23 protein-coding genes and 1 tRNA gene are annotated in these 26,496 nt (G+C 68.7%); 15 read left to right on the top strand and 9 right to left on the bottom strand.

What is annotated here, in order from left to right; genetic code table 11:
* The first annotated feature begins 383 nt into the window (after window positions 1-383).
* A complete protein-coding gene (locus E4J16_RS07180; RefSeq protein WP_136313640.1) occupies window positions 384-1,073 on the top strand; it encodes a hypothetical protein in 690 nt (229 codons plus the stop codon).
* 319 nt (window positions 1,074-1,392) lie between these two features.
* Here E4J16_RS07180 and E4J16_RS07185 read toward each other — a convergent pair whose 3' ends face one another.
* The 3 genes from E4J16_RS07185 to E4J16_RS07195 all read right to left on the bottom strand — a co-directional run bounded on the left by E4J16_RS07185 (window position 1,393) and on the right by E4J16_RS07195 (window position 2,993).
* The gene (locus tag E4J16_RS07185) at window positions 1,393-1,800 is read right to left on the bottom strand and encodes a MerR family transcriptional regulator (RefSeq protein ID WP_136313641.1); all 408 of its coding nucleotides are present in this window, start codon (window positions 1,798-1,800) and stop codon (window positions 1,393-1,395) included.
* A gap of 427 nt (window positions 1,801-2,227) precedes the next feature.
* Window positions 2,228-2,299 (bottom strand) — tRNA-Asn (locus E4J16_RS07190).
* Window positions 2,300-2,390: 91 nt separating this feature from the next.
* Window positions 2,391-2,993: a hypothetical protein gene (locus E4J16_RS07195; RefSeq protein ID WP_136193290.1), complete on the bottom strand. Its 603-nt coding sequence runs from the start codon at window positions 2,991-2,993 to the stop codon at window positions 2,391-2,393.
* 141 nt (window positions 2,994-3,134) lie between these two features.
* On the opposite strand from E4J16_RS07195, the gene def reads away from it, so the two are divergent.
* Window positions 3,135-3,626 (top strand): peptide deformylase, encoded by a 492-nt coding sequence (gene def / locus E4J16_RS07200; RefSeq protein WP_136193289.1) that lies wholly within the window; start codon window positions 3,135-3,137, stop codon window positions 3,624-3,626.
* A gap of 66 nt (window positions 3,627-3,692) precedes the next feature.
* On the opposite strand, the gene dnaG is transcribed toward def, so the two are convergent.
* Together dnaG and E4J16_RS07210 are read right to left on the bottom strand one after the other, a co-directional pair.
* Window positions 3,693-5,708, bottom strand: a complete 2,016-nt coding sequence (gene dnaG, locus E4J16_RS07205) for a DNA primase (RefSeq protein WP_136313642.1) — start codon at window positions 5,706-5,708, stop codon at window positions 3,693-3,695.
* 126 nt (window positions 5,709-5,834) lie between these two features.
* Window positions 5,835-7,115, bottom strand: a complete 1,281-nt coding sequence (locus tag E4J16_RS07210; protein ID WP_204519764.1) for a deoxyguanosinetriphosphate triphosphohydrolase — start codon at window positions 7,113-7,115, stop codon at window positions 5,835-5,837.
* Between the two features lie 213 nt (window positions 7,116-7,328).
* Between E4J16_RS07210 and E4J16_RS07215 the strand changes: the two genes are divergently transcribed.
* The 6 genes from E4J16_RS07215 to E4J16_RS07240 all read left to right on the top strand — a co-directional run bounded on the left by E4J16_RS07215 (window position 7,329) and on the right by E4J16_RS07240 (window position 15,922).
* Window positions 7,329-8,558: an alpha-amylase family protein gene (locus E4J16_RS07215; RefSeq protein WP_136193286.1), complete on the top strand. Its 1,230-nt coding sequence runs from the start codon at window positions 7,329-7,331 to the stop codon at window positions 8,556-8,558.
* Between the two features lie 119 nt (window positions 8,559-8,677).
* The gene (locus E4J16_RS07220; RefSeq protein ID WP_136193285.1) at window positions 8,678-9,958 is read left to right on the top strand and encodes a sugar ABC transporter substrate-binding protein; all 1,281 of its coding nucleotides are present in this window, start codon (window positions 8,678-8,680) and stop codon (window positions 9,956-9,958) included.
* Window positions 9,959-10,203: 245 nt separating this feature from the next.
* Entirely contained in the window at window positions 10,204-11,835 is a 1,632-nt protein-coding gene (locus E4J16_RS07225; RefSeq protein ID WP_136313644.1) for an ABC transporter permease subunit, read from the top strand.
* 23 nt (window positions 11,836-11,858) lie between these two features.
* Entirely contained in the window at window positions 11,859-12,827 is a 969-nt protein-coding gene (locus E4J16_RS07230; RefSeq protein ID WP_240038055.1) for a sugar ABC transporter permease, read from the top strand.
* 9 nt (window positions 12,828-12,836) lie between these two features.
* Window positions 12,837-14,804: a glycoside hydrolase family 13 protein gene (locus E4J16_RS07235; protein ID WP_136313645.1), complete on the top strand. Its 1,968-nt coding sequence runs from the start codon at window positions 12,837-12,839 to the stop codon at window positions 14,802-14,804.
* Window positions 14,805-14,881: 77 nt separating this feature from the next.
* Window positions 14,882-15,922, top strand: coding sequence for a LacI family DNA-binding transcriptional regulator (locus tag E4J16_RS07240; RefSeq protein ID WP_136193282.1), 1,041 nt, complete (start codon window positions 14,882-14,884; stop codon window positions 15,920-15,922).
* A gap of 109 nt (window positions 15,923-16,031) precedes the next feature.
* On the opposite strand, the gene E4J16_RS07245 is transcribed toward E4J16_RS07240, so the two are convergent.
* Together E4J16_RS07245 and E4J16_RS07250 are read right to left on the bottom strand one after the other, a co-directional pair.
* Complete coding sequence (locus E4J16_RS07245) at window positions 16,032-17,228, bottom strand: glycerate kinase (RefSeq protein WP_136313646.1); 1,197 nt, start codon at window positions 17,226-17,228, stop codon at window positions 16,032-16,034.
* 21 nt (window positions 17,229-17,249) lie between these two features.
* A complete protein-coding gene (locus tag E4J16_RS07250; protein WP_136193280.1) occupies window positions 17,250-18,635 on the bottom strand; it encodes a dipeptidase in 1,386 nt (461 codons plus the stop codon).
* A 41-nt stretch (window positions 18,636-18,676) separates the two neighbouring features.
* On the opposite strand from E4J16_RS07250, the gene E4J16_RS07255 reads away from it, so the two are divergent.
* Together E4J16_RS07255 and E4J16_RS07260 are read left to right on the top strand one after the other, a co-directional pair.
* Window positions 18,677-19,294, top strand: a complete 618-nt coding sequence (locus tag E4J16_RS07255; RefSeq protein ID WP_240038056.1) for a DUF3043 domain-containing protein — start codon at window positions 18,677-18,679, stop codon at window positions 19,292-19,294.
* A gap of 142 nt (window positions 19,295-19,436) precedes the next feature.
* Window positions 19,437-20,444, top strand: a complete 1,008-nt coding sequence (locus tag E4J16_RS07260) for an aldo/keto reductase family protein (RefSeq protein WP_136193279.1) — start codon at window positions 19,437-19,439, stop codon at window positions 20,442-20,444.
* 247 nt (window positions 20,445-20,691) lie between these two features.
* On the opposite strand, the gene E4J16_RS07265 is transcribed toward E4J16_RS07260, so the two are convergent.
* The gene (locus tag E4J16_RS07265; protein ID WP_136193278.1) at window positions 20,692-21,741 is read right to left on the bottom strand and encodes a quinone-dependent dihydroorotate dehydrogenase; all 1,050 of its coding nucleotides are present in this window, start codon (window positions 21,739-21,741) and stop codon (window positions 20,692-20,694) included.
* A gap of 149 nt (window positions 21,742-21,890) precedes the next feature.
* On the opposite strand from E4J16_RS07265, the gene ypfJ reads away from it, so the two are divergent.
* Window positions 21,891-22,796 (top strand): KPN_02809 family neutral zinc metallopeptidase, encoded by a 906-nt coding sequence (gene ypfJ / locus E4J16_RS07270; RefSeq protein ID WP_136193277.1) that lies wholly within the window; start codon window positions 21,891-21,893, stop codon window positions 22,794-22,796.
* Window positions 22,797-22,896: 100 nt separating this feature from the next.
* Here ypfJ and gap read toward each other — a convergent pair whose 3' ends face one another.
* On the bottom strand, window positions 22,897-23,907 hold the full coding sequence (gene gap / locus E4J16_RS07275) for a type I glyceraldehyde-3-phosphate dehydrogenase (RefSeq protein WP_136313647.1): 1,011 nt from the start codon (window positions 23,905-23,907) through the stop codon (window positions 22,897-22,899).
* 337 nt (window positions 23,908-24,244) lie between these two features.
* Here gap and E4J16_RS07280 point away from each other — a divergent pair, with 337 nt between their 5' ends.
* The 4 genes from E4J16_RS07280 to E4J16_RS07295 are packed head-to-tail and all read left to right on the top strand — an operon-like array spanning window position 24,245 to window position 26,482.
* Window positions 24,245-24,763, top strand: coding sequence for a flavodoxin family protein (locus tag E4J16_RS07280; protein WP_136193275.1), 519 nt, complete (start codon window positions 24,245-24,247; stop codon window positions 24,761-24,763).
* Between the two features lie 54 nt (window positions 24,764-24,817).
* The gene (locus E4J16_RS07285) at window positions 24,818-25,165 is read left to right on the top strand and encodes a hypothetical protein (RefSeq protein WP_136193274.1); all 348 of its coding nucleotides are present in this window, start codon (window positions 24,818-24,820) and stop codon (window positions 25,163-25,165) included.
* Window positions 25,166-25,218: 53 nt separating this feature from the next.
* Entirely contained in the window at window positions 25,219-25,644 is a 426-nt protein-coding gene (locus E4J16_RS07290) for a DUF488 domain-containing protein (protein ID WP_204519765.1), read from the top strand.
* 43 nt (window positions 25,645-25,687) lie between these two features.
* Window positions 25,688-26,482: a MerR family transcriptional regulator gene (locus tag E4J16_RS07295; RefSeq protein WP_136313648.1), complete on the top strand. Its 795-nt coding sequence runs from the start codon at window positions 25,688-25,690 to the stop codon at window positions 26,480-26,482.
* The last annotated feature ends 14 nt before the right edge of the window (window positions 26,483-26,496 follow it).

A 26,496-nucleotide genomic window follows, 5' to 3' on the forward strand; every position in this document is an offset into this window, starting at 1 on the left:
GCGGCCCCGCAGCCCCTCCAAGTACCCCAGCGCACCTTCGACGGTGAGCCACTCAGCGCACGCGCGAGGATGCTGCACTGCGAACCGCTGCCCCTCCACAGCCCACTCGGCAACAACAGCTTCAACCGCGCACCGAACCGCCGTCGCCAGCTCTTCCGGGGAAGCGCCCGGGGTCTCGGCGTACAACCGCACACGCGCTTCCTCAGCAGCACGCTCCGACCGACGGCGCACAGACAACGGCAGATACCTCGCCCTCCGCATCACGCCACCTCCCCACGGCCGCTGAAACCCGGGGCACCAGCAGGGGCCTCCTCGGTAGGCTCCGAGGCGCCAACCACTGCCGACGCGACAGACGCGCCGGCACCGCCTACCGAGGAGGAGACATGACCAACAGCAACCCTGCGTGGGCGCTGCTTGAAATCTTCAACCGCTGGAAGAAAGCGGGCGAGCGTGCGAGCACGGTGCAGGACCTGACAACCCGGGATGGAATCAACGAGACAGCCACCGCATTGCGATGTCTTGACGCGATCTCGGCAAGACTTGACCTGCTCGAAGCCCAGAACAGACATGTCCAGGTCTACCGGGACGCGATGGACGTTTGGTTTCGTGACGTCATCCGCTTCAACAAACCCTGGGACAACGTCCACCAAGGCACCAGCAAACCTGACCTGTTGGCAGCACTCGCCGACATGCTGGACGCAGACCTGCCCGCACTGGTCGTCGGAGACCCCGAGACCTTCCGGGCCAGCGTCAAAGACCTCCTCAACGAAGCCACCGAAGCCGTCAAAGCCGATGAAACCCTCGACCGGTACCTGCGGAACTACCTCACAGATGCGCTCGCTCATGCCCGCACCTGCCTAGACCTCTTCGAAGCCTCCGGCGTCTTCGACATCGGCCGCGCCCTCAAAGACCTCGAAGTCCTCATGCACGCCGCAAAGTCCATGAGCCGAGACGCCAACCGCTGGGAAAGCGTCCTGACCAAGATGTCAGCGTTCTTCACCAACCCGACCATCGCGGCCCTCGCCGGATCGATCTCCGGCTCCTTGGTCTCTGGCGCCATCACCACAGGCTGACCCTCCGAACGGTCTTCGTCCGCCACTGCCGACGACTCGGGCGCCTCAGCGGGCCCGGCCTCGCCAGCACTTGGGGCCTCCGTCATCTGCTCCTGCTGCTGGCGCTCCAGTTCCCGTCGAGCTTCCGCATCACGCGACAGGGCGATCAGATAGTTGTCGAGCACCCCGGACAGCCAGCCCACCGTCTGCGCAGCACCGCTGACCTGTTCATCAGTCGCCGTCCCCAACTCAAGCATCCGCAACACCGGCTCTTCCGACACCTTGAGACGCCGAAGCTCTTCATGCCCCCCGTCCGGCTCATCCACCACGAAGAACGGCATCACGCGACCTCCTTGTCACCGGCGAGATGGGCGGCCGCGTCGTCCAGGGACCAGCACGAGTCACACGCCTGCTCGTGCTGGAGCAGGGCCTCCACCGGCACACCCGCGAGCGCGGCACCCGTGCGGGTGACGGCGGCGATGCCCTCGACCTCAGCGGCGGGCGCGGGGGCGGGCTCGACGACGACGGGGCCAACGTCGATGGTTTCGACGGGGGCATCGGTGGCGGGGCCGTCGTCAGGCGAGAGGAGACTTGCGACGTCAGCGGGCCGGAACCGGTAGTGACCGCCGGGCGTGACCATCGCCGGATGGAGCTGGGACTTGCTGACCCAGCGACGTACTGCCGAGGGGTCAACACCCGCGAGGCGGGCAACCTCGCTAGTCGTGTAATACCCGAGTGCTGTTGGCATGCCACGATGATGCATGCCAACAGAAATCGTGTCAAGCGCGATTCGCGAGATCGTTACACGTAGCTACTCGGAGCAACAGTCGCGAAACCCTTGCGCGAGATGCGCGCTATGCGCGATACTTGGCGACATGACCACCGCAACGGCATCAGCACCATGGATTCCCGACGACCAGACACTGGGCGCCAGGCTCGCCCTCGTGCGCCAGCGGTTCGGCTGGAACATGAAGGAAGCCGCCCTCGCGTGCGCCATCCCGCAGAACTCGTGGCGGGAATGGGAGCTGCGGGACCGCGTGCCCCGGGACTACCCGGGCATGATGCAGAAGATCTCCGACCGCACCGGCGTAGACCTGCTGTGGCTCATGACCGGCAGGCAGCCCGGCCCCGAAGACGACGGAACCCCGGCCGCTGGGGACCGGGGTTCGGCTGGGCTCCCGCGGTTGGACTCGAACCAACAACCCTCCGATTAACAGTCGGATGCTCTGCCATTGAGCTACGCGGGATCGCGCTCGGCGCGGGTTGAACTTTAGCAAGCCGCACGTGCGGACGTCGAATCGGGGACGTCCCGTCGCGCGGCGTGATCACGCCGGAAAGTCAGCCTGTGGGAAGCCCCACACCATCGCGTGCGCGTCGGAAGAGCTCCTCCAGTGCCTCCTGCTCACCTGGCGCTGCTCCCCCGGCGACGCCCGCCGTCAGGTTCGACGTCGTGTACAGCCTCCCGTCGGCGTCGCGGCGCACGCTGACGGTGACCCGGCGCCCACTCGGCAGCTGTCCGGAAACCGTGTGCACCAGGGCGGACTCGACCCCCTGTCTCAGCGCACGCGCGAAGGGCGCTGTATCCACCGGCACGGAACGCTCCCCCTGGTCGATCTGCGCGGGAACCTTCAGCAGCAACGGCTTGGAGTCGTCGGTCCAGCTCAGGGTGAAGGTTGCGGAATCGGCGTCCCAACGTCCGTGCTCCACCTCATGCCAGCCCCTGCGGACCTCCACCCCGTCGGGGCCCAGCACCGTCAAAAAGCGGGCGGTCGCCACCGCCCAGCGGGAGTCGCCGTCGGCAAGCGGAACGGCGCCGAGCACTCGGCCATCGGCGGGAACCGAGGCGGCCAGCTCCGCCGGGAGCACGGCTCGGCGGCGCAGGCGCCCAGCGATGCCGGAGGGCCCTGTGGACCGGGCGGCGGTCTTACGTAGACGGCTCATGACCCCCAGGCTAGTGGATGGGACAAGTGGCGCGGGGGCCTCACCGACCGGGCCCGCTCGGGCCGTCCTCGGCACGCTGCGGGTGGCGATGAGGCACCCTCGGTTGCGGGAGGGTGGCGCAGAACGTGCGAGGATGTGCTCATGGCTTACCGCGACATCCGTATTATCGGCGACCCTGTGCTGCGCACCGTGTGCGACCCGATCACCGACATCGACGACTCCGTCAAGGCGCTGGTGGAGGACCTGCTCGAGACCGTCGACGAGGACGGTCGCGCGGGCCTGGCCGCCAACCAGATCGGCGTCAGCCTGCGCGCCTTCTCCTGGAACATCGACGGCGAGATCGGCTACATCCTCAACCCCCGGATCGTGGAGCTGTCGGAGGACGAGTTCCAGGACGGCGAGGAGGGCTGCCTGTCGGTGCCCGGCCTTTGGTACCCGACCGAGCGCGCCTGGTACGCCCGCGCAGAGGGCATTGACCTGGACGGCAAGACGGTCGTGGTGGAGGGCGAGGAGCTCATGGGCCGCTGCATCCAGCACGAGTGTGACCACCTGGACGGCCACCTGTACCTGGACCGTCTGTCCCGCAAGAACCGGGCGAAGGCCATGCGGGAGCTGCGCGAGCGCGGCCTGTGAGCCGCGTGTCGGCTCTCCCGCCTCTGCCCGGCGGCCCTCTGCCCGGAGCGCCCCGGCACTCAGCGCTCAGGCGCCGCGCGACATCTGCATGCGCCGGTTCTCCAGGCCCACGATCTCCTCGAACAGATCCCGGTAGCCCGGGTCGTCCGGACTCATGCGCCGCTGCCGGGAGCGCAGTTCCGTCAGACGGCGATTGATACCGGTGCGCGCCAGTGAGGACAGCACACCCGAGGCGTAGCGCTCAAGCGCCTCCGGGTCCGGCTCGGCTTCGCGGTTGCCGCGCGGAGCCGGAAGCGGAAGCGGGGCGACGGCGAGCTCAGTCACTGCCGCGCCGACGGGCCCGAACGCTCCGGCGCGCACCTGCTCCAGCCAGCGGGTGGTGGCGCGCTTGACGGCGTCGCCCCCGGACAGCCCGGCCGCCTGGGCCTGCTGCACCAGCCCATCCACCTCGGCCGCGCCGCCGGCGGCCTCGATCGCCTCGAAAACGGCGCGGTGAACCGGGACGGAGAAGGCGACGGCGTTGATGTCGTCCGCGCCGACGCGCGCCGCGATTTGAGGCATCTGGACCATGACCTCCAGCGCATGCCGCTCCAGCTTCTCAATCGGGTCGGTCACCGGCGGCAGCCCCGGACGCTCGGCGGGCGGGCCGCCGAGGGGCTCATCGGCCGGGCCGAAGTCACCCGGCGTGCCCCCCTGGCCGCCGGGCCGCCCACCCCGGCGCTCGCTGGCACGCACCGCGCCTATCGCCTCGCTCTCCGGCAGTCCGAGCCACCCGGCCAGGCGGCGCGTGTACTCGCGCTTCAGCGCCCGGTCCCGGATTCCGGCGACGACGGGCGCGGCCGCGCGCAGCCCCTGCACCCGCCCCTCGGCGGTGTCCAGGTTCAGGTTGGCCAGGGAGGCCCGGATGACGAACTCGAACAGCGGCACGCGCCTGCCGAGCAGCCGCGGGATGGCATCGGGGCCCTCCTCCATGCGCAGGTCGCACGGGTCCAGGCCGCGCGGCTCGACGGCGACGAAGGTCTGGGCCGCGAAGTGCTGGTCCTCCCCATAGGCGCGTAGGGCGGCCTTCTGCCCGGCGGCGTCACCGTCGAAGGTGAAGATGATCTCGCCGCCGCGGGCCCGGTTGCCGGCGATCACCCCGGCCGAGGGGTCGGCGGCGTCCCCCAAGAGGCGGCGGACAATGCGCACGTGGTCCGGCCCGAAGGCCGTACCGCAGGTGGCCACCGCCGTCGGCACTCCGGACAGGTGGGCGGCCATCACGTCCGTGTACCCCTCGACGACGACGATCTGGTGGGCACGCGCGATCTCCGCCTTGGCCAGATCCAGGCCGTACAGGACCTGCCCCTTGTGGTAGATCGCCGTCTCAGGGGTGTTCAGGTACTTGGGGACGGTCTTGTCGGCGTCCGACAGCCGCCGTCCACCGAAGCCCACCGGCGCCCCGGTCACGTCGTGAATGGGCCACATCAGCCGGTCCCGGAAGCGGTCGTAGATGCGCCCGGAGTTACCGCGCCCGCACAGCCCGGACTCCACCAGCTCCCGCTCCGTGAATCCGCGGGACCGCAGCATGTTGGCGAGGTTGTCCCATCCCTCCGGGGCGTAGCCGACTCCGAAGTGGGCGGCGGCGTTGCGGTCGAAGCCGCGGCCGGTCAGGAAGTTGCGGCCGACCTGTGCGGCCGGGGTCGCCAGCTGCTCCTGGAACCAGGCCTCGGCCAGGCGGTTGGCCTCCAGCAGCCGCTGGCGGGTGCCGGGCTCGACGCCCCGCTTGACGGTCCCGCCCTCCTCGTAGCGCAGTTGGACGCCTACGCGCCCGGCCAGGTACTCCACCGCCTCCGTGAAGGACAGGTGATTGATCTTCTGCACGAAGTCGATCACGTCACCGCCCTCGCCACAGCCGAAGCAGTGCCACAGCCCCAGCTGGGGGCGCACGTTGAATGAGGGGGTGCGCTCATCATGGAAGGGGCACAGCCCCTTCAAAGAACCCACTCCCCCGCTTTTGAGCGTGACGTGCTCGCTGACGACATCATCGATCTTGGCGCGCTCGCGCACCGCCTCGATGTCCTCGCGCTTGATCAGTCCCGCCATGCCCTCATCCTAGGCGAGGGGTGCGACAGGAACGGACGGCGAACGCCTTCTGCCGATGCCGCCTCCGCCCCGCCCGGACGACTCCGCCCACGGCCGGGCAGTAATCGCTTGCACCGCGGGAACCGCTCACACCGCGGACAGCAACCCGCACAAGCGGGCGTGCCAGGCCTGCGCGGAGGTGTCGGTCAGGGAGGCGATCTGGTCGACGACGGCGCGCAGCCTCCCGGCGTCGGTGTCGGCCTCCCTCCAGGCCGCGGCGAATACGGGCTCGAGGTGCCGGCCGCCGCTCTCGAGCAGGGCGTCGGCGATGTCGAACAGCTCGGTGCGCTGGCGCAGGTAGACGGGCTCGTGCTCGCGGGGCGCCATCACATACCGCACCGCCGCACCCTTGAGTACCAGGATCTCGGCCGCGGTGTCCTCGGGGATCACCAGGTCCGCGTCGTAGCGGGTCAGGGGCCCCTCACCGAAGACCTCCCGGGTGGCGCCGGCCACGGCGGACACGAAGCGTCCGATCAGCTGGCTGGTGAGGTTCTTCAGCTGCGCCGCGTCTGCCAGCGCCCCGCTGTAGGCACGGATCCAGAACGGCTGGCCCGCCAGGCGCTCCCAGGCGGCGCCGAGGGCGTCGGCACTGATGGCGGTGGCGTACCAGGAGCGGGTGGCTTCAATCACCGTTTCCGCCTCTGCGCCGTCGGCCAGGCGGGCGGGGTCCATCTTGAAAAGGGCGATGGCATCCTCCACGTCATGGACGGAGTAGCCGACGTCGTCGGAGAAGTCCATGATCTGAGCCTCCAGGCAGCGCCGATGGTCCGGAGCGCCCTCCCGCATCCACGCGAATACCTCGCGGTCCTCGTCGTAGCAGCAGTACTTGACCGCCGAGCGGCCATCGGGACCGCCCGGCCCCTCACCCCTGGCCCAGGGGTACTTGGCGACCGCGTCCAGGCTCGCCCGGGTCAGGTTCACGCCCACGCTGCGCCCGGACGCATCAAGCGTCTTAGGCTCCAGGCGGGTGAGGATCCGGAAGGTCTGGGCATTGCCCTCGAAGCCGCCGATCGACTCGGCCACAATGTTCAGTGCCTGCTCGCCGTTGTGCCCGTAGGGCGGGTGCCCCAGGTCGTGCGAGAGGCAGGCGGCGTCGACCACGTCGGGGTCGCAGCCCAGGGCCTGACCGAGCGCCCGCCCCACCTGGGCCACTTCCAGGGAGTGGGTCAGGCGCGTGCGCACGAAGTCGTCGGCAGATGGGCCCAGCACCTGGGTCTTGGCGCCGAGGCGACGCAGGGCCGAGGAGTGCAGGACCCTGGCGCGGTCGCGCTCGAAGGGAGTGCGCTGGGGGTTCTTGGGAGGCTCGGGCACGAACCGCATCACATCGGCGGCGCCGTAGCCGACCAGGTCGCCAGTGTCCTCGCTCATAGCGGCGCCCCTCCCCGGTGCGGGAGTGACGGGAGAATGCGGATGAGAGACGGACATGAGTCCAACGTATCGCAGGACGAGGCGGCAGTGTTCCTGACACCGGGTTACTATGGCTCACGCCGTCACCGCACGGCCAAGCAGCATATCTTGACGCCGGGCCCACTCGGGCCCCAGGACCGGGTTGAAGATCCCGGCGGAAGGGAGCCGGTTGCCGTGACCACCACGACGACGCTCGTCCACCGTGCGTACACCGGCCCGGGCCAGTGGTGGCGCGACAGGCTCGTATACGAGATCCCCTCCCCCGACCTGGGAGCTGGTGAGCTCGACGCCATGGGCGGCCTGTTCGAGCATGTGGTGTCCCTTGGCTTCGGCGCGGTCCTGGTTCGCCCCTCCCGGTTGGACACCAGCAGTGAAATGCCGGCCTTCCGCCGCTTCGCCGAGCGTGCGCATGAACTGGGACTGCGCGTGATCGTGCGCATCTCGGGCGCACTGATGCCGGTGACCGGCGTACACGCCGGCGAGGACAATCCGATCGTCGTCTTCCACGAGCGGGACCACGAGGGGCTGGTGGAGCGCGCGGAGAGCTTCCTTGCCGCAGGCGCGGACGGCGTGGACCTGGGCACGATCCTCCCGCCGGAGGCCTGGGACGAGTCGGACCTCGGAAGGCTGAGTGAGTACCTCGCAGCGGTCCAGTCCCTGCTGGTCGAGTACGTCCCCGAGGGGACTCTCGGTGCGGACGTGTCCGCCCGCTACCCGGACGCGCTGCGCCACCACCTGCAGGACGACTGGCTGCACCACCTGCGCGATGACCGCCTCATGCTCTCCGGGTGGGGCCCGGTGGCGCTTACGCGCGCCATTACCCGGTCTCTCGCTGAGCACGACCGCTTCGGCGCGCCGCCGGTGTGGCGTTATCTGCCGAGCTGCCGCGTGGAGGAGGGCATGTCAGTGGGCGGCGAGCAGCCGTGGTTCGAGGCCGTTGCGCCCCAGGAGGCACGGCGTCGGGCACTGGCCCTGCAAGCACTCACACTGGCACTGCCGGGCAGTGTCTACATGCGTCAGGGAGACGAGATCGCCCCCCTGGATGCCGATCTGCCGACCGGCCCCTTGGCGTTGGCAGGCCTCGTCGCCGAGCGCGCCGCCGCACAGGGCTCCCAGTTCGGCTCCCCCCTGGCCACCGTGCGCCACGCCACTTATGTTCGGCAGGAGCATCATCTCGCAACCGCGCCCTTCGCCTTCGTCAAGGGCCTGGACTGGTGCCCCCGGGATGTGCTGGCGGTGCTGGCCCGGGACGTGCTGGTGCTGGTCAATACCTCCCCCCGGCCGATCATTCTGCCGGAGCACGCCGAGGTGCTCTTGTCCTCCGGCGCGCTCGAGCAGGACAGCGGCGGCCTGGTGGTTCCGCCGACGACGACCGTCTGGATGGACGCCTCAACTGTTGCCTGAGGCACTTTTTTGCAACAACTTTGCACTGATCACCGCACAGTCTTGCAAGACTTGCAGGATGGCGTTACATTTCTTGCCGTCATCCCATCAGCTCCATTCAGATTCGAAGGAGAATCACGGTGTCCCTCAACCGTCGGTCGTTCCTCTCAATGACCGCTATCGCCACCGCCCTCGCCGCCGCAGCCGCTTGCAGCTCCGACGACACCACTGCGACGTCGACCGCGTCGGACGCGGCCAACGCCGAGCCCACCGACGGGCAGGTCGTCCGTGACACCAGCGCCGACCTGGTCATCTGGACCGACGAGGTCAAGGCCGGCGCACTGAAAGACGTTGCACAGAAGTGGGGGGATGAGCAGGACATCAAGGTGGCGGTGCAGATCGTCGCCGACGACCTCCAGGGCAACTTCATCGCCGCCAACTCCGCCGGCAACGGTCCGGACGTGGTCGTCGCCGCACACGACTGGATCGGCAACCTGGTGCAGAACGGCACCATCTCCCCCATCACCCTCGATACCACCGCGCAGGCCAACTACAGCCAGGTCGCGCTGGACGCCGTCACCTATGACGGCCAGTTCTACGGTGTGCCCTACTGCGTGGAGACGCTCGGCCTGTTCGTGAACAAGGACCTCACCGACGTCACCGCGCCCGCCACCATCGAGGAGCTCGTCGAGGCCGGTCAGGCCTCCGGCGCCGAGGTCGTGCTCTCCCTGCCCGTGGGCGAGTCCGGAGACGCCTACCACATGGAGCCGCTGTACACCTCCGGCGGCGGCTACCTGTTCGGCACCAAGAGCGACGGCTCCCTGGACGCCACCGACGTCGGCGTCGGCGGCGAGGGGTCCATCGCCGCCGCCGAGAAGATCGGCGAGCTGGGCGCCCAGGGCGTGCTGAAGAAGACCGTCACCGGCGACAACGCCATCTCCATGTTCACCGAGGGCAAGGCCGCCTACCTGATCTCCGGCCCCTGGGCACTGGGTGACATCAACACCGCCGGCATCAACTTCGAGCTGTCCAAGATCCCCGGCTTCGAGGGCATGGGCGACGCCCGCCCCTTCGCCGGCGTCAACGCCTTCTACGTGGCCGCCGCCGGCAAGAACAAGGCCTTCGCCGAGACCTTCGTGGCCGACGTCGCCAAGGACTCCACCATCTCCGAGGCCATGTACGCCATCAACCCGCTGCCGCCGGTCCAGCAGGACCTCGCCGACAAGCTGAAGGAGAGCGACGCCAACATGGTCAAGTTCATGGAGTTCGCGGAGAATGCCGACCCGATGCCGGCCATCCCCGAGATGTCCGCGATCTGGGGTCCGCTGGGCATGGCCGAGGCCAACATCGTCAATGGTTCCGACCCCGAGTCCACCATGACCAGCGCCGGGGACGAGATCAAGTCCACTCTCGGCCTGTGATCCGCTGGTGAGGGCCGACGGCATGGCCGTCGGCCCTCACCCTGCCCGCGCTCCCGGACCCGCCGCTTCAGGGGTCGGCCCCGCGTCCCGGCCGCTAGGCGCCCTCGTCGGCCGGATCGCCTTGGACCGGCCATTCCCGCCGTCGGCCGGTTCCCTAATCCCGCATGCTCCCGGCGCGGCCCGTTTTCGCGCCCGCTCTCACCCCCCGCTCAGCCTCTTTCTGTCTTGCGAAAGGTTCATCGACGATGACCTCCCCCACCGCCCGCGAACAAGGCGTCCATGACGCCACTGGTGCGGACAACCCGGCTTCCTCCCACCGCACCCTGCGGGAGCGGACGACCACGATCCGCTGCGTGCTCGGCCGTGTGCTCGTCCTCGGTGCGGCCCTGGCCCTGGCCGCCTACCTGGTGCCGCTGCTGATCGCCACACAGATGTGGCTATGGCTGTTCATCGTGGTGGCGGCCACCGCCGCCATGTTCGTCCTGTACTCGACCAGGCGGTTCATCCCAGGCAAGTACTTCTTCCCGGGCACCTTCTTCCTCTCCGTCTTCCTGATCGTGCCGATCGTCATGACCGTCCAGACCGCCTTCACCAACTTCGGCGACGGCTTCCGCGGCACCAAGGAAGACGCCATCACCTCCATCACTAACAACTCCGTAGTCCAGGCTGCGGACTCCCCGCTGTACAACCTGTCCGTGGCCACGACCGGCAGCGCCGAGGAGGGCCCCTTCACCCTGTTCCTGGTGGACGCCGACACCGACGTGGTGCTCTACGGCGCCGACGGCGAGACGGTCCAGCCCGCCACGGACGTCGACGTAACGGTCACCGACGGCTTCGTCACCGCCGCAGACGGCTACACCATCCTGACCGGCAAGCAGATCAACGCCGCCTACAGCACCATCTCCACCCTGACCCTGTCCGTGTCCGAGACCAGCGCCATCAAGGTCCAGGGCGTGCGCACCGCCTTCGAGGGCACCAAGACCATGGTGTACGACGAGGAGACCGACTCGATCAGGAACGTGCAGACGGGCGACGTCTACACGGTGCAGAAAGTCGGCAACTCCGAGTACTACGTCAATGCCAACGGGGATCGCCTGGCCCAGTCCTGGCGGCAGAACGTCGGGCTGGCGAACTTCCAGCGCCTGTTCGGCAACCAGAGCCTGCTCAAGCAGCTGGGCGGCGCCTTCGCCTGGACCCTGATCTTCGCCGCCGGCTCCATGCTGCTGACCTTCATCCTCGGCTACTTCCTCGCGCTGACGCTCAACGACGACCGCATCCGGGGGAAGAAGCTGTACCGCTCCTTCCTGCTGCTGCCCTACGCGGTCCCCGGATTCATCTCCCTGCTCATCTGGTCGAACTTCTACAACCGCGACTTCGGACTCATCAACGAGATGCTCAACCTGAACATCGATTGGCTGGGCGACCCGACCTGGGCGAAGATCGCGGTCCTGCTGACCAACATGTGGATGGGCTTCCCCTACATGTTCATCGTGTGCACCGGTGCCCTGCAATCCATCCCCGATGACCTCAAGGAGGCGGCCCGCATCGACGGCGCCAACGGCTGGCAGACCACGACGCGCGTCATCACGCCGCTCCTGCTGGTGTCGGTCGCACCGCTGCTGGTAAGCACCTTCGCCTTCAACTTCAACAACTTCAACGCGATTCAGCTGCTCACCGAGGGCGGGCCATTCGCCGCCGGCGAGTACACCCGCGGCGGCACGGACATCCTCATCTCCATGGTCTACCGGATCGCCTTCGGCGGGTCCGGCGCCGACTATGGCTTCGCCTCCGCCGTCTCCGTCGTCCTGTTCGTAATCACCGGCGTCCTGGCCGCGGCGCAATTCACTGCCACCCGCCGCCTCGAGGACATCCACTGAAGCGCCGGAAGGGACTGATTCACATGACCAACACCTCGGCCAACGCCATGACTCACGCCAGTACCGACCCAGCCGGAGGGAGGACGACAGCCTCAGCCCCCACGACCGGAGCCGGTACGCCCACCAAGCAGAACCGCATGCCCTTCGGCCGCTGGTTCCGCGAGATCGGCTGGCGCCACATCGTCGGCATCCTTGCACTCGTCTTCGCCGCCTTCCCGATCCTGTACGTCATCTCCGCCTCCCTCAACCCCCTGGGCACGGTCGCCTCGACCTCGCTGATCCCCACCCGGGTCAGCCTGGTCAACTACCAGACGCTGCTGAGCGGGGACAAGGGCCCCTTCACCCGCTGGTACCTCAACACCATGATCGTGTGCGCGATCGTGGCGGCCGCACAGATCTTCTTCTCCGTGCTCGCCGCTTACGCCTTCAGCCGCTTCCGCTTCAAGGGCCGTCGCGGGGGCCTGCTGGCGCTGCTGCTGATCATGATGTTCCCCACCACGCTGTCCATGATCGCCATTTACAACATGATCTCCGGCATCGGGGGCGTGCTTCCCGCCATCGGTCTGAACACCCTGCTGGGCTACTGCCTTGCGCTCATGGGCGGCGCCCTGGGACAGGTGTGGCTCATCAAGGGCACCTTCGACACCATCCCCAAGGAGCTTGATGAGGCGGCCATCCTCGACGGCTGCACCCACTGGCAGGTCTTCTACCGGATTCTGCTGCCCTCCCTGAAGCCCATTCTGGCCACCACCTTCCTGCTGGCCTTCGTCGGCATCATCTCCGAGTTCATGCTGGGATCGATCTTCCTGACGGATGACTACAAGAAGACGCTCGCCGTCGGCCTGTACGGCATGCTCTCCGGCGACCGCTCCAACAACCTCGGCATCTTCGCCGCCGGCTCGGTCATGACGATGCTGCCCGTGATCGCCCTGTTCCAGTACCTGCAGAAGTACATCGTCGGCGGCGCCACCGCCGGCGCGGTGAAGGGCTGAGGCCGCTCGATGACATCAATGACCTGCCAGCACGAGCCGCAGTACCTCAGTCAGCCGCATCACGACACCGGCCCCGCCTACCTGCTGGGCACACGTCGGCCCGGCGGGGAGCTCACCGCCCGCCTGTGGGTCCCCGCCCCCTGGAACCCGGAGCGCATCATCCTGCGCCAAGTGGTCGACGGCGAGCCGGCCCTCACCGCCGCGCACCTGGTGGCGCGGACCGACGCCGGTGCCTGGTGGGAGGCGACCGTCCGGCTGCTGAACCCGAGCAACCACTACCGGTTCCTGCTGCTGACACCGGGCGGCGCCGAACCGTACGTCTGGTTCCACGCCGCAGGCCTGTCCAACCACGACGTCCCAGACGCCACGGACTTCCGGGTACTGGCCGACGACGACGCGCCCGACTGGGTGCTCGACGCCGTCTGCTACCAGATCTTCCCGGACCGCTTCGCCGCCCACACCCCGCCGCGGGACCGCGAGGCGCCCGCCTGGGCCGAGGCTCACGGCTGGCTCGACGAGCCGCCCATCGCGGGCGACCCCAGTGGCGCCGCCTGGTACGGCGGTGACCTGGACGGCATCGTCGACCACCTGGACTACCTCCAGCGCCTCGGCGTCAACACCGTGTACCTGACGCCGATCTTTCCCGGCGGATCAGTTCACCGCTACGACGCCACCACCTTCGATCACGTCGACTCACTGCTCGGCGGCGACGCGGCGCTGGCCCGGCTCTCCGACGCGCTGCACAGTCGCGGCATGCGGCTGCTGCTGGACCTGACCACCAACCACACCGGCGTCACCCACGACTGGTTCCGGCGGGCAGTTGACGACTCCACGTCCGCGGAGGCCGGGTTCTACAGCTTCGACCGCCACCCCGACCAGTACGCGACCTGGATGGGGGTCGCCTCCATGCCCAAGCTCGACCACCGCTCCGAGGCGATGCGGGACCGGCTGCTGCGCGGCCCCGACTCCGTCACCGCGCACTGGCTCATGCCCCCGTACAACGCCGACGGCTGGCGCACCGACGTGGCCAACATGACCGGCCGCTCGGGCATGGTCGATCTGGCCCACCAGGCCGCGGCGGACATGCGCACCACCATGCGCCGGGTGGAGGCTGACACCGGCCGCTCACTGTGGCTGGTCGCCGAGCACGGCCACGACGCCTCCGCCGATCTGACGGGCCCCGGCTGGCAGGGCACCATGAACTACCACGGCTTCACCCGGCCCCTGTGGTCCTGGCTGGCGGAGCCGGACCCGGCCGACGGCCTGAACTGGCTCGGCATCCCCACCGGCATCCCCCGACTTCCCGGGGGACCGATTTCGCGGGGGGTGAGGGAGTACACCGCCCACATGCCGACGACGTCCATCACTCACTCCATGAATCTGCTCGGCTCCCACGACACGCCCCGGATCCGCACCGTCGTCGGCTCCCGTGCCGCGCAGCTGGTCGCCGCCACCGCGTTGTTCACCGCACCGGGCGTGCCCACCGTGTTCTCCGGCGACGAGCTCGGCGCCACCGGCCGCACCGGCGAGCACTCACGCACCACTATGCCGTGGACCGCACCCCCCGGCGCAGCACCCTCCGATGAGCTCGAGGCGGCCGGCGCCTGGGGGCGGGTCGATCACGTCGTCCTGGACCGGTACCGGCAGCTGAGTCGGCTGCGGCACGAGCTGCCGGCACTGCGGCGCGGCGGAATGCGCTGGGTCCATGCCGACGACGACCTGCTGGCCTGGCTGCGCACCCACCCGGACGGCGATGTGCTGGTAGTCCTCGCACGTGCGGGCGGCGCACCGGTGGACCTGCCGCTGGCCGCACTGCCCGCGGGCGCCGTCGGAGACGTCGAGGCGATGGACGGCGTCGCCGTCAAGGTCATCGGCGGTGCGGACGGGTACCTGACCCTCAATCCCACCGGGCCCGGGTCGGCCGTGATCACGCTGCGCCCGGCGCTGCCGCGCTCCGGGACGGCTCACACCCGCTGAGCAGTTACGAGTTCACCCGAGAGCAATCGCCGCCGGGCAGCGACAATTGCTTGTGATTTCCCCTTAGGATGGGCACCGTGCAACAGCGCATCACCCTCGCCGACATTGCTGAGCAGGCGGGCGTCTCAACGGCGACCGTGTCCCGAGTCCTCAACGGCAAGTCGAACGTGGCGGAAGTGACCCGCCGCCAAGTACTCGTCGCGCTCGACCTGCTCGGCTACGAGCGCCCTGAATCGCTTCGCCAGGCCTCCAAGGGCCTGGTGGGGCTGATCGTGCCCGAGCTGTCCAATCCGATCTTTCCACTGTATGCCCAGGAGATCGAGCAGTTGCTGGCACCCAGCGGACACACCCCGCTGCTGTGCACGCAGACGCCCGGCGGCACCAGCGAGGACGAGTACATCGAGATGCTCGTGGACCGGGGAGTGGCGGGCATCATCTTCGTCTCCGGGCGCCATTCCGACACCGGCGGTGACGTCACCCGTTACCAGCGGCTGCGGGACCGGGGCGTACCGCTGGTAACCATCAACGGCAGCGCCCCCACGATCAAGGTTCCCGGATTCGCCACCGACGACCGGGCGGCGGCCCGCATGGCGGTTGACCACCTCGCCAGCCTGGGGCATACCCGCATCGGCCTGGCGATCGGCCCCGGACGCATGGTGCCCGCACAGCGCAAGCGCGCAGGCTACGAGGACGGGATGCAGGCCAACCTGCCGGACCAGCCGTTGCGCATCGTGGAGACCCTCTACACCTATGAGGGCGGTGCCAGTGCGGCGGCGCGCCTGCTGGAGCAGGAGTGCACCGGCATTATCTGCGGCTCGGACATCATGGCGCTCGGCGTGATCTCGGGGGTACGCGCAGCGGGTAAGACCGTTCCGCAGGACGTGTCGGTGATCGGCTACGACGACTCGCCGCTCATCCCGATGACCAACCCGCCGCTGACCACTGTGCGCCAGCCCGTGGCGGCGATCTGCCGGGCTGCGGTGACCACTCTGCTCGCCGCCATCGGCGGGGAGAAGCCGGCCGACGCCGAGCTGCTGTTCGTCCCCGACCTGATCGTGCGAGGCTCCACTGCCCCCGCCCCGCACGCCATGCACTCAGCCCCCGCCGAGATCGGTTGATCTTACGTACCGAGATCGGTAGTTGTTACATACCGAGGTCGGTAGTTGTTACGTGCCGAGGTCGGTAGTTGTTACGTGCCGAGGTCGGTTGATCCGGTTGCGAAGCGCTTCAGCGGGACCAGGATCGTGCCAGCCGAGCGCCCATTGCCCTCAGCCGCCCACGCAGTTCGAGTGCGCCGCCGCCGTTCCAAGCACGGTTCCGGCTGCTCCCAGGCTCCTCCAGCGAGTAGGCGGACACCACGCCCGCCTCCGCCAGCTCACCACGGGGTGCCGCAAGACGCCCAGCAACCAGCACCACCGGCAGCGCCGAGTCTCCGGCCATCCCACCGACCACTGCGGCAACCGAGTCGGCGACGACGTCGAAGACCTCCCCAGCCGCCGTCACCACCAGGTCCTGACCAGCTACGGACTCCTCCAGCTCCAGCAGCCGGGACATGACCCGGGTTGCAGGCAGGGCGCGCGCCCCGAGGGCACGCAGCACCAGCGCCGCTCCCCCGCCGGCTCCAGTGCCCCGGGAAGTAACCGACAGTTCCGGTGGGCCCTGCCCCACAAGCGGCAAGCCGCCTTCCTGAACCCCACCACTGCTACTCGCGACCTGCAATGCCGCCGCGCATGCACGACGATTCAGCTCCTGGCACTCCTCCCCGCTCAGCGCAGCAACTGCGGCAAGGGCCTGGCCGGCGCCCGAGACACCCCCCAACGGCGTGGTATCAGCCAAAGCGAGCACCAGCTCGCGGCTCGACACCAGCGCATCAGCCGCGTCCAGCCCGCCGAGCCCCTCCAGTGCGCCGACACCGCCGTCGTGCACTGCGGTTGCCCCCAGGGTCACCACGAGCGTGTCACCGGGCGCAGTAACCCGCAGGGCAGCAGCCAGGGCGTGCCCGAGGCCCGTCGTCGTCCCTAACCTCGCCTCGCGTGCCGCATACTCGCGGTCAGCGGGCAGCGCTAGCAAGCGGGCCGCGTCCAGCAGCCAGGTGTCGCCTGCGGCGCCCCTCGCGGCCGTGTCGGCGCTACTGGGACCGACGGGACGCAGGCGCAGCAGGTCCACCTCCCGGATCCGGCCGAGAGGGTCGTCCGCCTGCACGATGCTGCGTGAGGCGATCCTGCCCGGGGGGATCGCCTGCGCCGTGCCGGGTCCGCCGTCGGGCACCGGCAGCTGGGTGAGGATGTCATCGGGCCGTTGGGCCGACCAGCCTGCGGCGAGCGCCTCAGCCACGGCGCCCGCCCCTAAACCCAGATCGGGCCCGACCAGCGGAACCCCGCCGGGCTCGGGGTACATCGGGCCCGGCGCCAGAAGCACTCGCATGCGCGTGTCCCCCGAGCCCGGTCAGTCGGCAACCGCGCCGCCGAGCCGGGCCAGCAGCAGCACTTCCGCGGCGACAATGCGCTCGAGGTCACCCAAGTGCATGGACTCATCCTCGCTGTGAGCGCGGGTGTCGGGATCCTCGATCCCGGTTACCAGAACCTGCGCTTGCGGGAACGTCTCCTTGAGCGTGGCGATGAAGGGGATGGAGCCGCCCTGGCCGATGTTCACCGCCTCGGTGCCGAAGGCCTCCGTCAGCGCCCAGTGAGCGGCACGGCCCGCAGGGGTCTGCGCGGTGCCGTCAAAGGCCGGGCCCAACTCGCCGGCGCAGACAGTCAGCTTCGCGCCGAAGGGCGTGTGCGCCTCCAGGTGCGCCTCCAGGGAGGCGAGCGCCCCGGCCGGGTCCTGGCCGGGAGCGATCCGCAGGGACAGGCGCGCGGTGCAGCTCGGGGCGAGCACATTGCCGGCCACCCGCAGGGGCGTGACGTCCATCCCGATGACGGAAAGTGCCGGCTTGGTCCACAGCCGGGCGGTCAGGTCGCCCGTGCCCACGAGCTCGACGCCGTCGAGCACACCGGCGTCGTTGCGGAAGTCGGACTCGGGATAGTCGGGATACCCGGGGGCGGCAGCCGGGTGGGAGACGAGTCCATCCACCGCGACGTCGCCGCGCTCATCGTGGAGGGTGGCGACCAGTCGGCACATCGCCGTCACGGCGTCGATTACCGGGCCCCCGTACTGGCCGGAGTGGAGGGCGTGATCGAGTACCTCCAGGCGCACATCCACCTGGACGACGCCACGCAGCGAGGTGGTCAGTGCGGGAACGCCCACCCGCCAGTTGGAGGAGTCTGCGACCACGATGACGTCGGCGTCCAGCTGCTCGCGGTAGGTTTCCAGGAAGGTCTCGAACGACGGCGAGCCCACCTCCTCCTCCCCCTCGATGAACACGGTCACCGAGCACGGCAACTGGCCGCCGTTAAGCTCCGCCGCCAACCGCAGCGCGTGCACCAGGGAGATGACGCCTGCGCCATCGTCGGCGGTGCCCCGCCCGAACAGGCGGTCGCCGCGCCGCTCAGCCACGAAGGGATCTGCCTGGCGCCACTTATCGGGGTCTCCCACCGGCTGGACGTCGTGGTGGGCGTACAACAGCACTCGAGGCGATCCGGTCGGCCCGTCGCCGTGGGCGAGCACGGCGGGCCGTCCCGGGCCATTAGGGCCCTGGACCGAGGCAACCCGAGCCTCCAGCCCGGCGTCACGCAGCAGCGCGGCCACATGCTCTGCGGAGCGACTCACCTGAGCAGGATCGTGACCGGCGGCGGACACCGAGGGGATCGCCACCAACTCCGTCAGATCGTTCACGACCCGGTCGAAGGAGTCATGAACGGCGGCGCGCACGGCATGTGAAGTGATCATGAGTTGCAGGGTAGCGCGGTCCAGCCGCTACCCTGGTGTCCGTGAGTCTGTTAGAGAAGCTGCCGTTCGGCAAGCGCGGCCAGGCCGACGACGGCGCCGCAGCCACCGTGGCCACCCCCTCCAAGCAGTCCGGCAAGGGCCGCCCCACTCCCAAGCGCAAGGACGCGCAGGCGCGCAAGCTACAACCGATCGTGCCCGCCGACCGCAAGGCGGCCAAGCGGGAGGCACGCGCGAAGCAGGATCAGGCATGGGAGCGCCAGCGCCAGGCCATGCAGACCGGGGATGAGCGCTACCTTCCTCCGCGAGACAAGGGGCCGATCAAGCGCTACATCCGCGACTACGTCGATGCGCGCTACAGCTTGGGCGAGCTGTTCATGCCGCTGACCCTGGTTCTGCTTGTAGTGTTCATCGCCTTCTCCTCCCGGCACACGCTGATCAGCTACTACTTCATGCTGGTGATCTACCTGTTCCTGCTCGTGTCGATCGTTGACGCCGTGATCTGCTGGCGGCGGCTGCGGCGGCGGCTGTACGCCAAGTTCGGCCAGGACAAGGTCCAGGAGCAGGGGACGATCTTCTGGTACATCTTCTCCCGCTGCTTCAACCTGCGCCGTTGGCGCCAGCCCGCCCCCCAGGTGGCGCGCCGTCAGTATCCCGAGTGAGTGGATGACCGCCCTCCCCACCCCTCGCCCGCCCCTCGCGAGGTCGGTAGATCTTACGTACCGAGGTCGGTAGATATGGTGCCCCGGGGATCGACTGGACAGGATTGTTGCATGGGCGCACTTACCCGTCTAGACTGGAGCCATGGTCGCATATCGTCATCTCGGTAGCTCCGGACTAAAGATCACCGAAATCACCTACGGCAACTGGCTCACCCACGGCTCCCAGGTGGAGGCCGACACTGCCATTGACTGCGTACACACCGCACTCGACCTCGGCATCACCAGCTTCGACACCGCGGACGTGTACGCCAACACCGTCGCTGAGGAGGTGCTGGGCCAGGCGCTGAAGGGGCAGCGGCGTGAATCCCTGGAGATCTTCACCAAGGTGTACTGGCCCGTCGGGCCCAAGGGCCCCAACGACGTCGGCCTGTCCCGCAAGCACATCATGGAGGGCATCGACGGATCGTTGCGCCGCCTGGGCATGGACTACGTAGACCTCTACCAGGCACACCGCTATGACTATGCCACGCCGCTGGAGGAGACCATGCAGGCCTTCGCGGACGTGGTGCGGGCCGGCAAGGCGCTGTACATCGGCGTCTCAGAGTGGACCGCCGAGCAGATCCGGGCCGGCCAGGAGCTTGCCACCCAGATGGGCTTCCGACTGGTGTCCAACCAGCCGCAGTACTCCGCGCTGTGGCGCGTCATCGAGGAAAAGGTCGTGCCGACATCAACCGAGCTCGGCATGGGCCAGATCGTCTGGTCGCCGATGGCCGAGGGGGTCCTGTCCGGCAAGTACCTGCCCGGGCAGCAGCCGCCTGCGGGCTCACGCGCCACCGACGAGAAGGGCGGCAAGGAGATGATCAGCCGCTGGATGCGCGACGACGTGCTCACCGCGGTGCAGCAGCTGAAGCCGATTGCCGACGACGCCGGACTGTCCATGCCGCAGCTGGCCATCGCCTGGGTGCTCCAGCACGACTTCATCTCCGCGGCACTGGTGGGCGCCTCGCGCCCGGAGCAGCTGGTCGAGAATGTCAAGGCCTCCGGTGTGAAGCTGGGCGACGACGTCATGACCGCAATTGATGCGGCTCTGGTCGACGTCGTCGAGCACGACCCGGCCCTGACCCGCTCCCCCGAGCAGCGTCCGGCCTGACGCACTGCGTTTGGCCAACCGATTTCCCGAATACGCCGAGACCGGTCGACGGCGCGCGCCATTTCGACCGGTCTCGGCACGTAACGTCGACCGACCTGGGTACGTAAGATCTACCGACCTCGGCACGTAACGTCGACCGACCTGGGTACGTAAGATCTACCGACCTCGGCACGTAAGATCTACCGACCTGGGTACGTAAGATCTACCGATCTCGGTGATGGGGCCGAGGCGGGAAACGGCGAAGGAGTCAGCGCAGGTGGCGGGGAACCGTGGCCAGCGCTCGATTGATCCGACCGGGCCAGGCCGGCCCGTTGTAGATGAACGCCGTGTAGGCCTGCAGCAGGTCGGCACCCGCGTCGAGCATCAGCTCGGCATCCATGACCGAGGAGATGCCGCCCACGCCGATGATGGTGGGCTCATCCCCCAGGCGTGCGCGCAGGCGGCGCACCACCTGCAACGAGCGCGGCAGCAGCGGCGCACCGGACAGACCGCCCTCCCCCAGGTCGTGGTCAATGGTGGTGTTCGTGGCGACCACCCCGTCCAGCTTCATGTCCAGGACCAGGTCGGCGACGGCGTCGACGTCCTCGTCGGCCAGGTCTGGGGCGATCTTCACCAGCAGCGGCACGTGGCGGTGCGCGGCGGCGTCGGCGGACTCGCGCACGGCGGCGAGGATCGGCCGCAGCGACTCGACCTCCTGCAGGGTGCGCAGCCCCGGGGTGTTGGGGCTGGACACGTTGACCACCAGGTAGTCCACCCACCGGGCGACCTTCGAGGCGGAGTAGGCGTAGTCCTGAGCGGCCTCCTCCAGGGGCGTGACCTTGGTCTTGCCGATGTTGGCACCGACGACGATGGAGCGGCCCCGCACGGTGGAGCGCAGGCGCCGCAGCCGCGCGGCGGCCTCATCGGCACCGGAATTGTTGAAGCCCATACGGTTGCGGACGGCGCGAATGGTCGGGTAGCGCCACATGCGGGGCTTGTCGTTGCCCGGCTGGGGGCGAGCGGTGAAGGTGCCGACCTCAACGAAGCCGAATCCGAGCATGTCCATGCCCTCGACGGCCTGGCCCTCCTTGTCCATGCCTGCCGCCAGTCCCAGGATCCCTGGAACTGGGCGCGCGAATGGACCTCCCTGGTTCGCGGACGGCACGGGGAAAGCGGGACGGCGACCGAAGGCCTGCCGAACCACATCGCGTACGAAGGGCACCCTGCTGGTGGCCTCGATCGTCTCCATGCAGACGTCGTGAATACGTTCGGGATCGATGTGGGCGAAGACGTTCTTGTACAGCAGCTCGTACAGCACGCCTCAAGGGTACCCGCCATGGACGACACCATGCATAGATGCATCGCAGGCACCTGGGGCGTCAGCTAGCCTTGATCCACAATCAGCACAGCGATGCCCGGCTTTCAGCCGGCAATTCCGGGCGATTGTCCGGCAGCGAGGTGGGTTCCGTGTCATTCAACCGCAATATCAAGCTCGATCCCAACCGGGTGCAGACCCGCTCCGGGGGTGGCCGCGGCGCCGCCATCGGCGGGGGCTCCATACTCGCCGTTCTGGCAGTGCTGCTGCTGTCGCAGGTGACCGGAGTGGACCTGAGCGGCCTGCTGGGCGGGCAGGATGCTGCTTCCGGCGGCTCCACCGCATCCACCATCGACACCTCCATGTGCACCAGCGGAGACGCCGCCAACAAGTACACCCAGTGCCGCATGATCGCCACCGCGGAGTCGCTGGACGCCGTCTGGAGTGAGCAGCTGCCCGCCCAGGTCGGCACTGCCTACGCCGAACCGGGCTTCGTCCTGTGGGACGGTCAGTCCGTGTCGACGGCGTGCGGCTCCGCCACGAGCGCCGTCGGCCCCTTCTACTGCCCGGGTGACTCCAACGTGTACCTGGACATGAGCTTCTTCTCTGACATGGAGTCCACACTGGGCGCACAGGACACGCCACTGGCGGAGGAGTACATCGTCGCCCACGAGTTCGGCCACCATGTCCAGAACCTGCTGGGCGTGATGGGCTCAACGGACCGTTCCCGCAGCGGCGCCGACTCCGACTCGGTCCGCACCGAGCTGCAGGCCGACTGCTATGCGGGCGTGTGGGTGCACTACGCAGCCACGACCGTTGACCCCGACACGGGCACCGCCTTCCTGGTGGAGCCGACCCAAGCGGAGATCGCCACCGCCATCAATGCCGCCGAGTCGGTGGGCGACGATCACATTCAGCAGCGCTCCAGCGGGACCGTCAACTCCGACACCTGGACGCACGGCTCCTCCGAGCAGAGGGTGCGCTGGTTCACCACCGGCATGGAGTCGGGTTCCCTGGAGCAGTGCAACACCTTCGCCGTGGCCGGCTCCCAGCTCTGATGGGACCCGCCTCCCCCGGGCGGCGGGTCCCATCAGGAGCCCACGGCGTCATGAGTCGCTGCGCGCCCTTGTTCGCTGGAACGGTGGGCCGGCGCGGGTGTTAGGCCGCCAGCTGCGATCCGATCTTGTAGGAGAACTCGACGAGCCGGTTGGAGAAGCCCCACTCGTTGTCGTACCAGCCGAAGACCTTCACCTCGTTGCCGATGACCGCGGTCAGCGGGGCGTCGAAGATCAGCGAGTGCGGGTTGCCGACGATGTCGCGGGAGACGATGGGCGCCTCGGAGTACTGCAAATACCCGGCGAGCGGTCCGTTTGTCGCGGCCGCCCGGAATGCCGCATTGATCTCCTCCGCCGACGTTGCCCGACCGGCGACGACGGTCAGGTCGGTGATTGAGCCGACCGGAACCGGCACGCGCAGCGCGGCACCGGTCAGGCGGCCTTCAAGTTCGGGAATGACGGCCCCGATGGCGCGCGCCGCCCCCGACGAGGTCGGAATGATCGACTCGGCGGCGGCACGCGCGCGGCGCAGGTCGCGGTGCGGTGCATCGTGCAGGCGCTGGTCGCCGGTGTAGGCGTGGATCGTGGTCATGAGGCCGGTTTCAATACCCACCAGATCGTTAAGGATCTTCGCCAGCGGTGCCAGTGAGTTCGTGGTGCACGAGCCGTTGGAGAAGACGTCGGCCGCATGGGCGTCGAGCTCGTGGTCGTTGACGCCGAGTATGAACGTGGGAACGTCCCCCTTCGCGGGTGCAGAGACAATCACCTTCTTCGCGCCGCCCTCCAGGTGCGCGGCGGCCCTGGCGCCGTCCGTGAAGAATCCGGTGGACTCGATGACCACCTCGGCCCCCACGCTGTCCCACGGGATGTGGACGGGGTCGGGCTCGGAGAAGACCGTGATGCGGCGGCCGCCCACCACGAGTGCGTCGCCGTCGACGTGGACATCGTCCAGGCGTCCGCTGACGGAATCCCATTCGAGTAGGACGCCCAATGTGGCGGCGTCGGTGAGGTCGTTTACGGCAACGACCTCGATGTCGGCGTGGTTGGCCAGGGCCGCCCTTAAGTAGGTGCGGCCGATCCGGCCGAAGCCGTTGATTCCGATGCGCACAGTCATGCTGTTCTCCCTCGTCTGCAGGCCGTGGATGTGTTTCGCTCACGGAAGCGACCGCAAGCGGCTGGTTGGCAGAGGCCTGCTGGCTGCCGACCTCCATCCCATGGCACGCGCCTGCGAATCCGCTGCGGTCCCACTGGCAAGGTGGCGGGCAGTGCCTAACTACCGACGCACAGTTCCGTGAGCCGTGGCCCTACTCGGAGTTCCTTCACCGCCGGGCCGGCCAACGGCTCCGAACCTGGCCACCGTGGCCAGGACCCGCTTGCGTGCGACGCCACGTCACACCCGACGCTGGTTGCGTCCGCCCCACCCGGGGCACCGCCGACAACCGGGAGGAACCATGGCCACCGCACCCACCGCGCTCATCGTCGTCGAGTCCTGCTTCGGCAATACCCGGACGATCGCCGAGGCCGTAGCCGCCGGGCTCACGGATGCCGGGACGCAGGCCCGGGTCCTTGATGCGGTCCAAGCACCCGCCTCGCTGCCCGCGAAGCTGGATCTGCTGATTCTGGGAGCTCCCACCCACAACCGGGGGCTGCCGACCACGGCCACGCGCACTCAGGCGGGTAAGCAGGCCGGTGCGGCCGCGCCGAACAGCGGCATGCGCGAATGGCTGGCGCGCACCACCATTCCGACCGTCCTCACCACCGCCGTCTTTGACACGGTGACCTCTAAGAGCTGGCTGAGCGGCTCGGCGGCCAAGGCGATTATCAAGGCTCTGCGGCGCGGGCGTGGCCGGGATGCGCCGTCGATCAGGAGCTTCCTGGTTCAAGGGCAGTCGGGGCCCCTGGCCGACGGCGAGGAGGCGGCCGCCCGCACCTGGGGGCGTGCACTGGCGGCCTCGACGACCAACGTTTGATACCCGCCTCACGGCGAACAGTCACATCCGACAACCTTCCGTAAGGAGAGCAAATTGACGACTAGCAACACCAAGAACCGGTTGAGCGGCCGCGCCATCACCGGGATCTGCCTGACCGCCTGCGGGATTATCACCATCGTCTGGGGAGGCACGGTCGTGCCGGTCAGCATGTTCAGCGGCGACTTCATGTCCTTCGCGGCCGGGGGCCTGGTGCTCATCGCCCTCGGCGCGTACCTGGTCACCGCACTGCCACCGGCCCTGCGCATCGCGGCCGTCTGGCTGGCGGCGTTGGGCTTGATCTCCTACCTGTTCATCATCGGCATGGAGACGATCGTGGCCCTGATCGGCTGCGTCCCGGTCCTGGGGTTCGCGGCTTGGCTCAGCACCAGGCTGTGGCGCTGAACGGCCGTTGGCGGGCCGGTGACAGCGGAATCGTAGGCGCCTACGGTGGTCCCATGAGCCCCGCCTCCGGCCCCATCGTCCCGTCCGCCGCCCTGCCCTGTTTCGACGCCGTCGTCCTCAAGGGGGCCCGTGAGGCTCCGGCGCCCGATGACGGCCTGCGGGTGCTCGTGGACCGGCTGTGGCCGCGGGGAGTGAGCAAGCAGCGAGCCGCGCTGGACGACTGGGCGAAGGACGCCACCCCCACGACGGCGCTGCGCAAGGCATTCCATTCCGGCGAGCTGGACTGGCCGCAGTTCGTCGACGCCTACCGCGCCGAACTCGCCGAGCGGCCCGAGGCGGCCGCAGCCGTGGCGGAGCTGCGCCGTCGCGCCCTGGCCGGCCGGGTGACGCTGCTGTTCGCCGGCCACGACCACGTACACACCCACGCCCGCGTGCTGCGCGAGGCCGTCCTGGGTGCCCAGGACCCGGACCTGCCCTGAGCCGGGGCGCCTGGACTCGACCGAAGGAGAAAGCCCCCCTCCCATGCGCGTCGCCGAAATTGCCCGACTCACCGGCACCACGGTCCGCACCGTGCGCTACTACCACAAGCAGGGTCTTCTGCCCGTGCCCGAAGAGCGCGGCGGCTGGCGCGACTACGACATAAGCCATGTGGCTCGCCTGTCACGCATCCGCTGGCTGGTCCAGGCCGGCGTCCCGCTGAAGTCCATCGCCCGCATCCTGGACTCCCCCACCGACGAAGTGGTCTCCACGGATGCCGCCGTGCTCGACGACCTGTCCGGAGCCCTGGCCGTGATTGAGGAGCATCTGACGGAGGTGACCCGCCAGCGGGACATGCTCGCCTCCCTGCTGGAGCGCGCGCGAGAGGGCTTGACCGTCTCCCCCATGCCGCCGCGCATGGTCGCCTTCTTCGACCGGCTGGAGGCGGAGGCCCCCGATGAGCGGACGCGGGTGGCCGTGCGCCGCGACCGTGACCTGGTCGATGTGGCCTGCTACAGCGGGCACATGCCGTCCGAGGCAGAGTACCTGTTCCCCGGACCGAACGACGGCGAGGACGCCGACGCGCTCGTGGCCTACGGTCAGGACCCCGACAGTCTGACCGACTCCCAGGTCGCGGCACAGGCCGCAAAGAACATTGCGCGGTTCGAGCGCACGCTCGGCCCACGGCGTTGCCGTGAACTCGCCGATAGCGTTGATGCCGCTGCCATTGCGCCCCTGTTCAAGCTGTTTGCACACCTTGGAGCCGGTGGCGCCAGATTGGCCGGCGAAATGGAACGGCAATTAACAGAGGCGATCACCCGCTGGCGCGCAACACCTTGAGTGCGACGCGACGT

This window comes from Actinomyces procaprae (genome assembly GCF_004798665.1).
Classification (GTDB): Bacteria; Actinomycetota; Actinomycetes; order Actinomycetales; family Actinomycetaceae; genus Actinomyces; species Actinomyces procaprae.

Excerpts from the sequence above, each read along its gene's own strand:
- E4J16_RS07180 (WP_136313640.1), top strand. The coding sequence starts at position 384 with ATGACCAACAGCAACCCTGCGTGGGCGCTGCTTGAAATCTTCAACCGC.
- E4J16_RS07185 (WP_136313641.1), bottom strand. The coding sequence starts at position 1,800 with ATGCCAACAGCACTCGGGTATTACACGACTAGCGAGGTTGCCCGCCTC.
- E4J16_RS07195 (WP_136193290.1), bottom strand. The coding sequence starts at position 2,993 with ATGAGCCGTCTACGTAAGACCGCCGCCCGGTCCACAGGGCCCTCCGGC.
- def (WP_136193289.1), top strand. The coding sequence starts at position 3,135 with ATGGCTTACCGCGACATCCGTATTATCGGCGACCCTGTGCTGCGCACC.
- dnaG (WP_136313642.1), bottom strand. The coding sequence starts at position 5,708 with ATGGCGGGACTGATCAAGCGCGAGGACATCGAGGCGGTGCGCGAGCGC.
- E4J16_RS07210 (WP_204519764.1), bottom strand. The coding sequence starts at position 7,115 with ATGAGCGAGGACACTGGCGACCTGGTCGGCTACGGCGCCGCCGATGTG.
- E4J16_RS07225 (WP_136313644.1), top strand. The coding sequence starts at position 10,204 with ATGACCTCCCCCACCGCCCGCGAACAAGGCGTCCATGACGCCACTGGT.
- E4J16_RS07230 (WP_240038055.1), top strand. The coding sequence starts at position 11,859 with ATGACCAACACCTCGGCCAACGCCATGACTCACGCCAGTACCGACCCA.
- E4J16_RS07235 (WP_136313645.1), top strand. The coding sequence starts at position 12,837 with ATGACATCAATGACCTGCCAGCACGAGCCGCAGTACCTCAGTCAGCCG.
- E4J16_RS07245 (WP_136313646.1), bottom strand. The coding sequence starts at position 17,228 with ATGCGAGTGCTTCTGGCGCCGGGCCCGATGTACCCCGAGCCCGGCGGG.
- E4J16_RS07250 (WP_136193280.1), bottom strand. The coding sequence starts at position 18,635 with ATGATCACTTCACATGCCGTGCGCGCCGCCGTTCATGACTCCTTCGAC.
- E4J16_RS07260 (WP_136193279.1), top strand. The coding sequence starts at position 19,437 with ATGGTCGCATATCGTCATCTCGGTAGCTCCGGACTAAAGATCACCGAA.
- gap (WP_136313647.1), bottom strand. The coding sequence starts at position 23,907 with ATGACTGTGCGCATCGGAATCAACGGCTTCGGCCGGATCGGCCGCACC.
- E4J16_RS07280 (WP_136193275.1), top strand. The coding sequence starts at position 24,245 with ATGGCCACCGCACCCACCGCGCTCATCGTCGTCGAGTCCTGCTTCGGC.
- E4J16_RS07290 (WP_204519765.1), top strand. The coding sequence starts at position 25,219 with ATGAGCCCCGCCTCCGGCCCCATCGTCCCGTCCGCCGCCCTGCCCTGT.
- E4J16_RS07295 (WP_136313648.1), top strand. The coding sequence starts at position 25,688 with ATGCGCGTCGCCGAAATTGCCCGACTCACCGGCACCACGGTCCGCACC.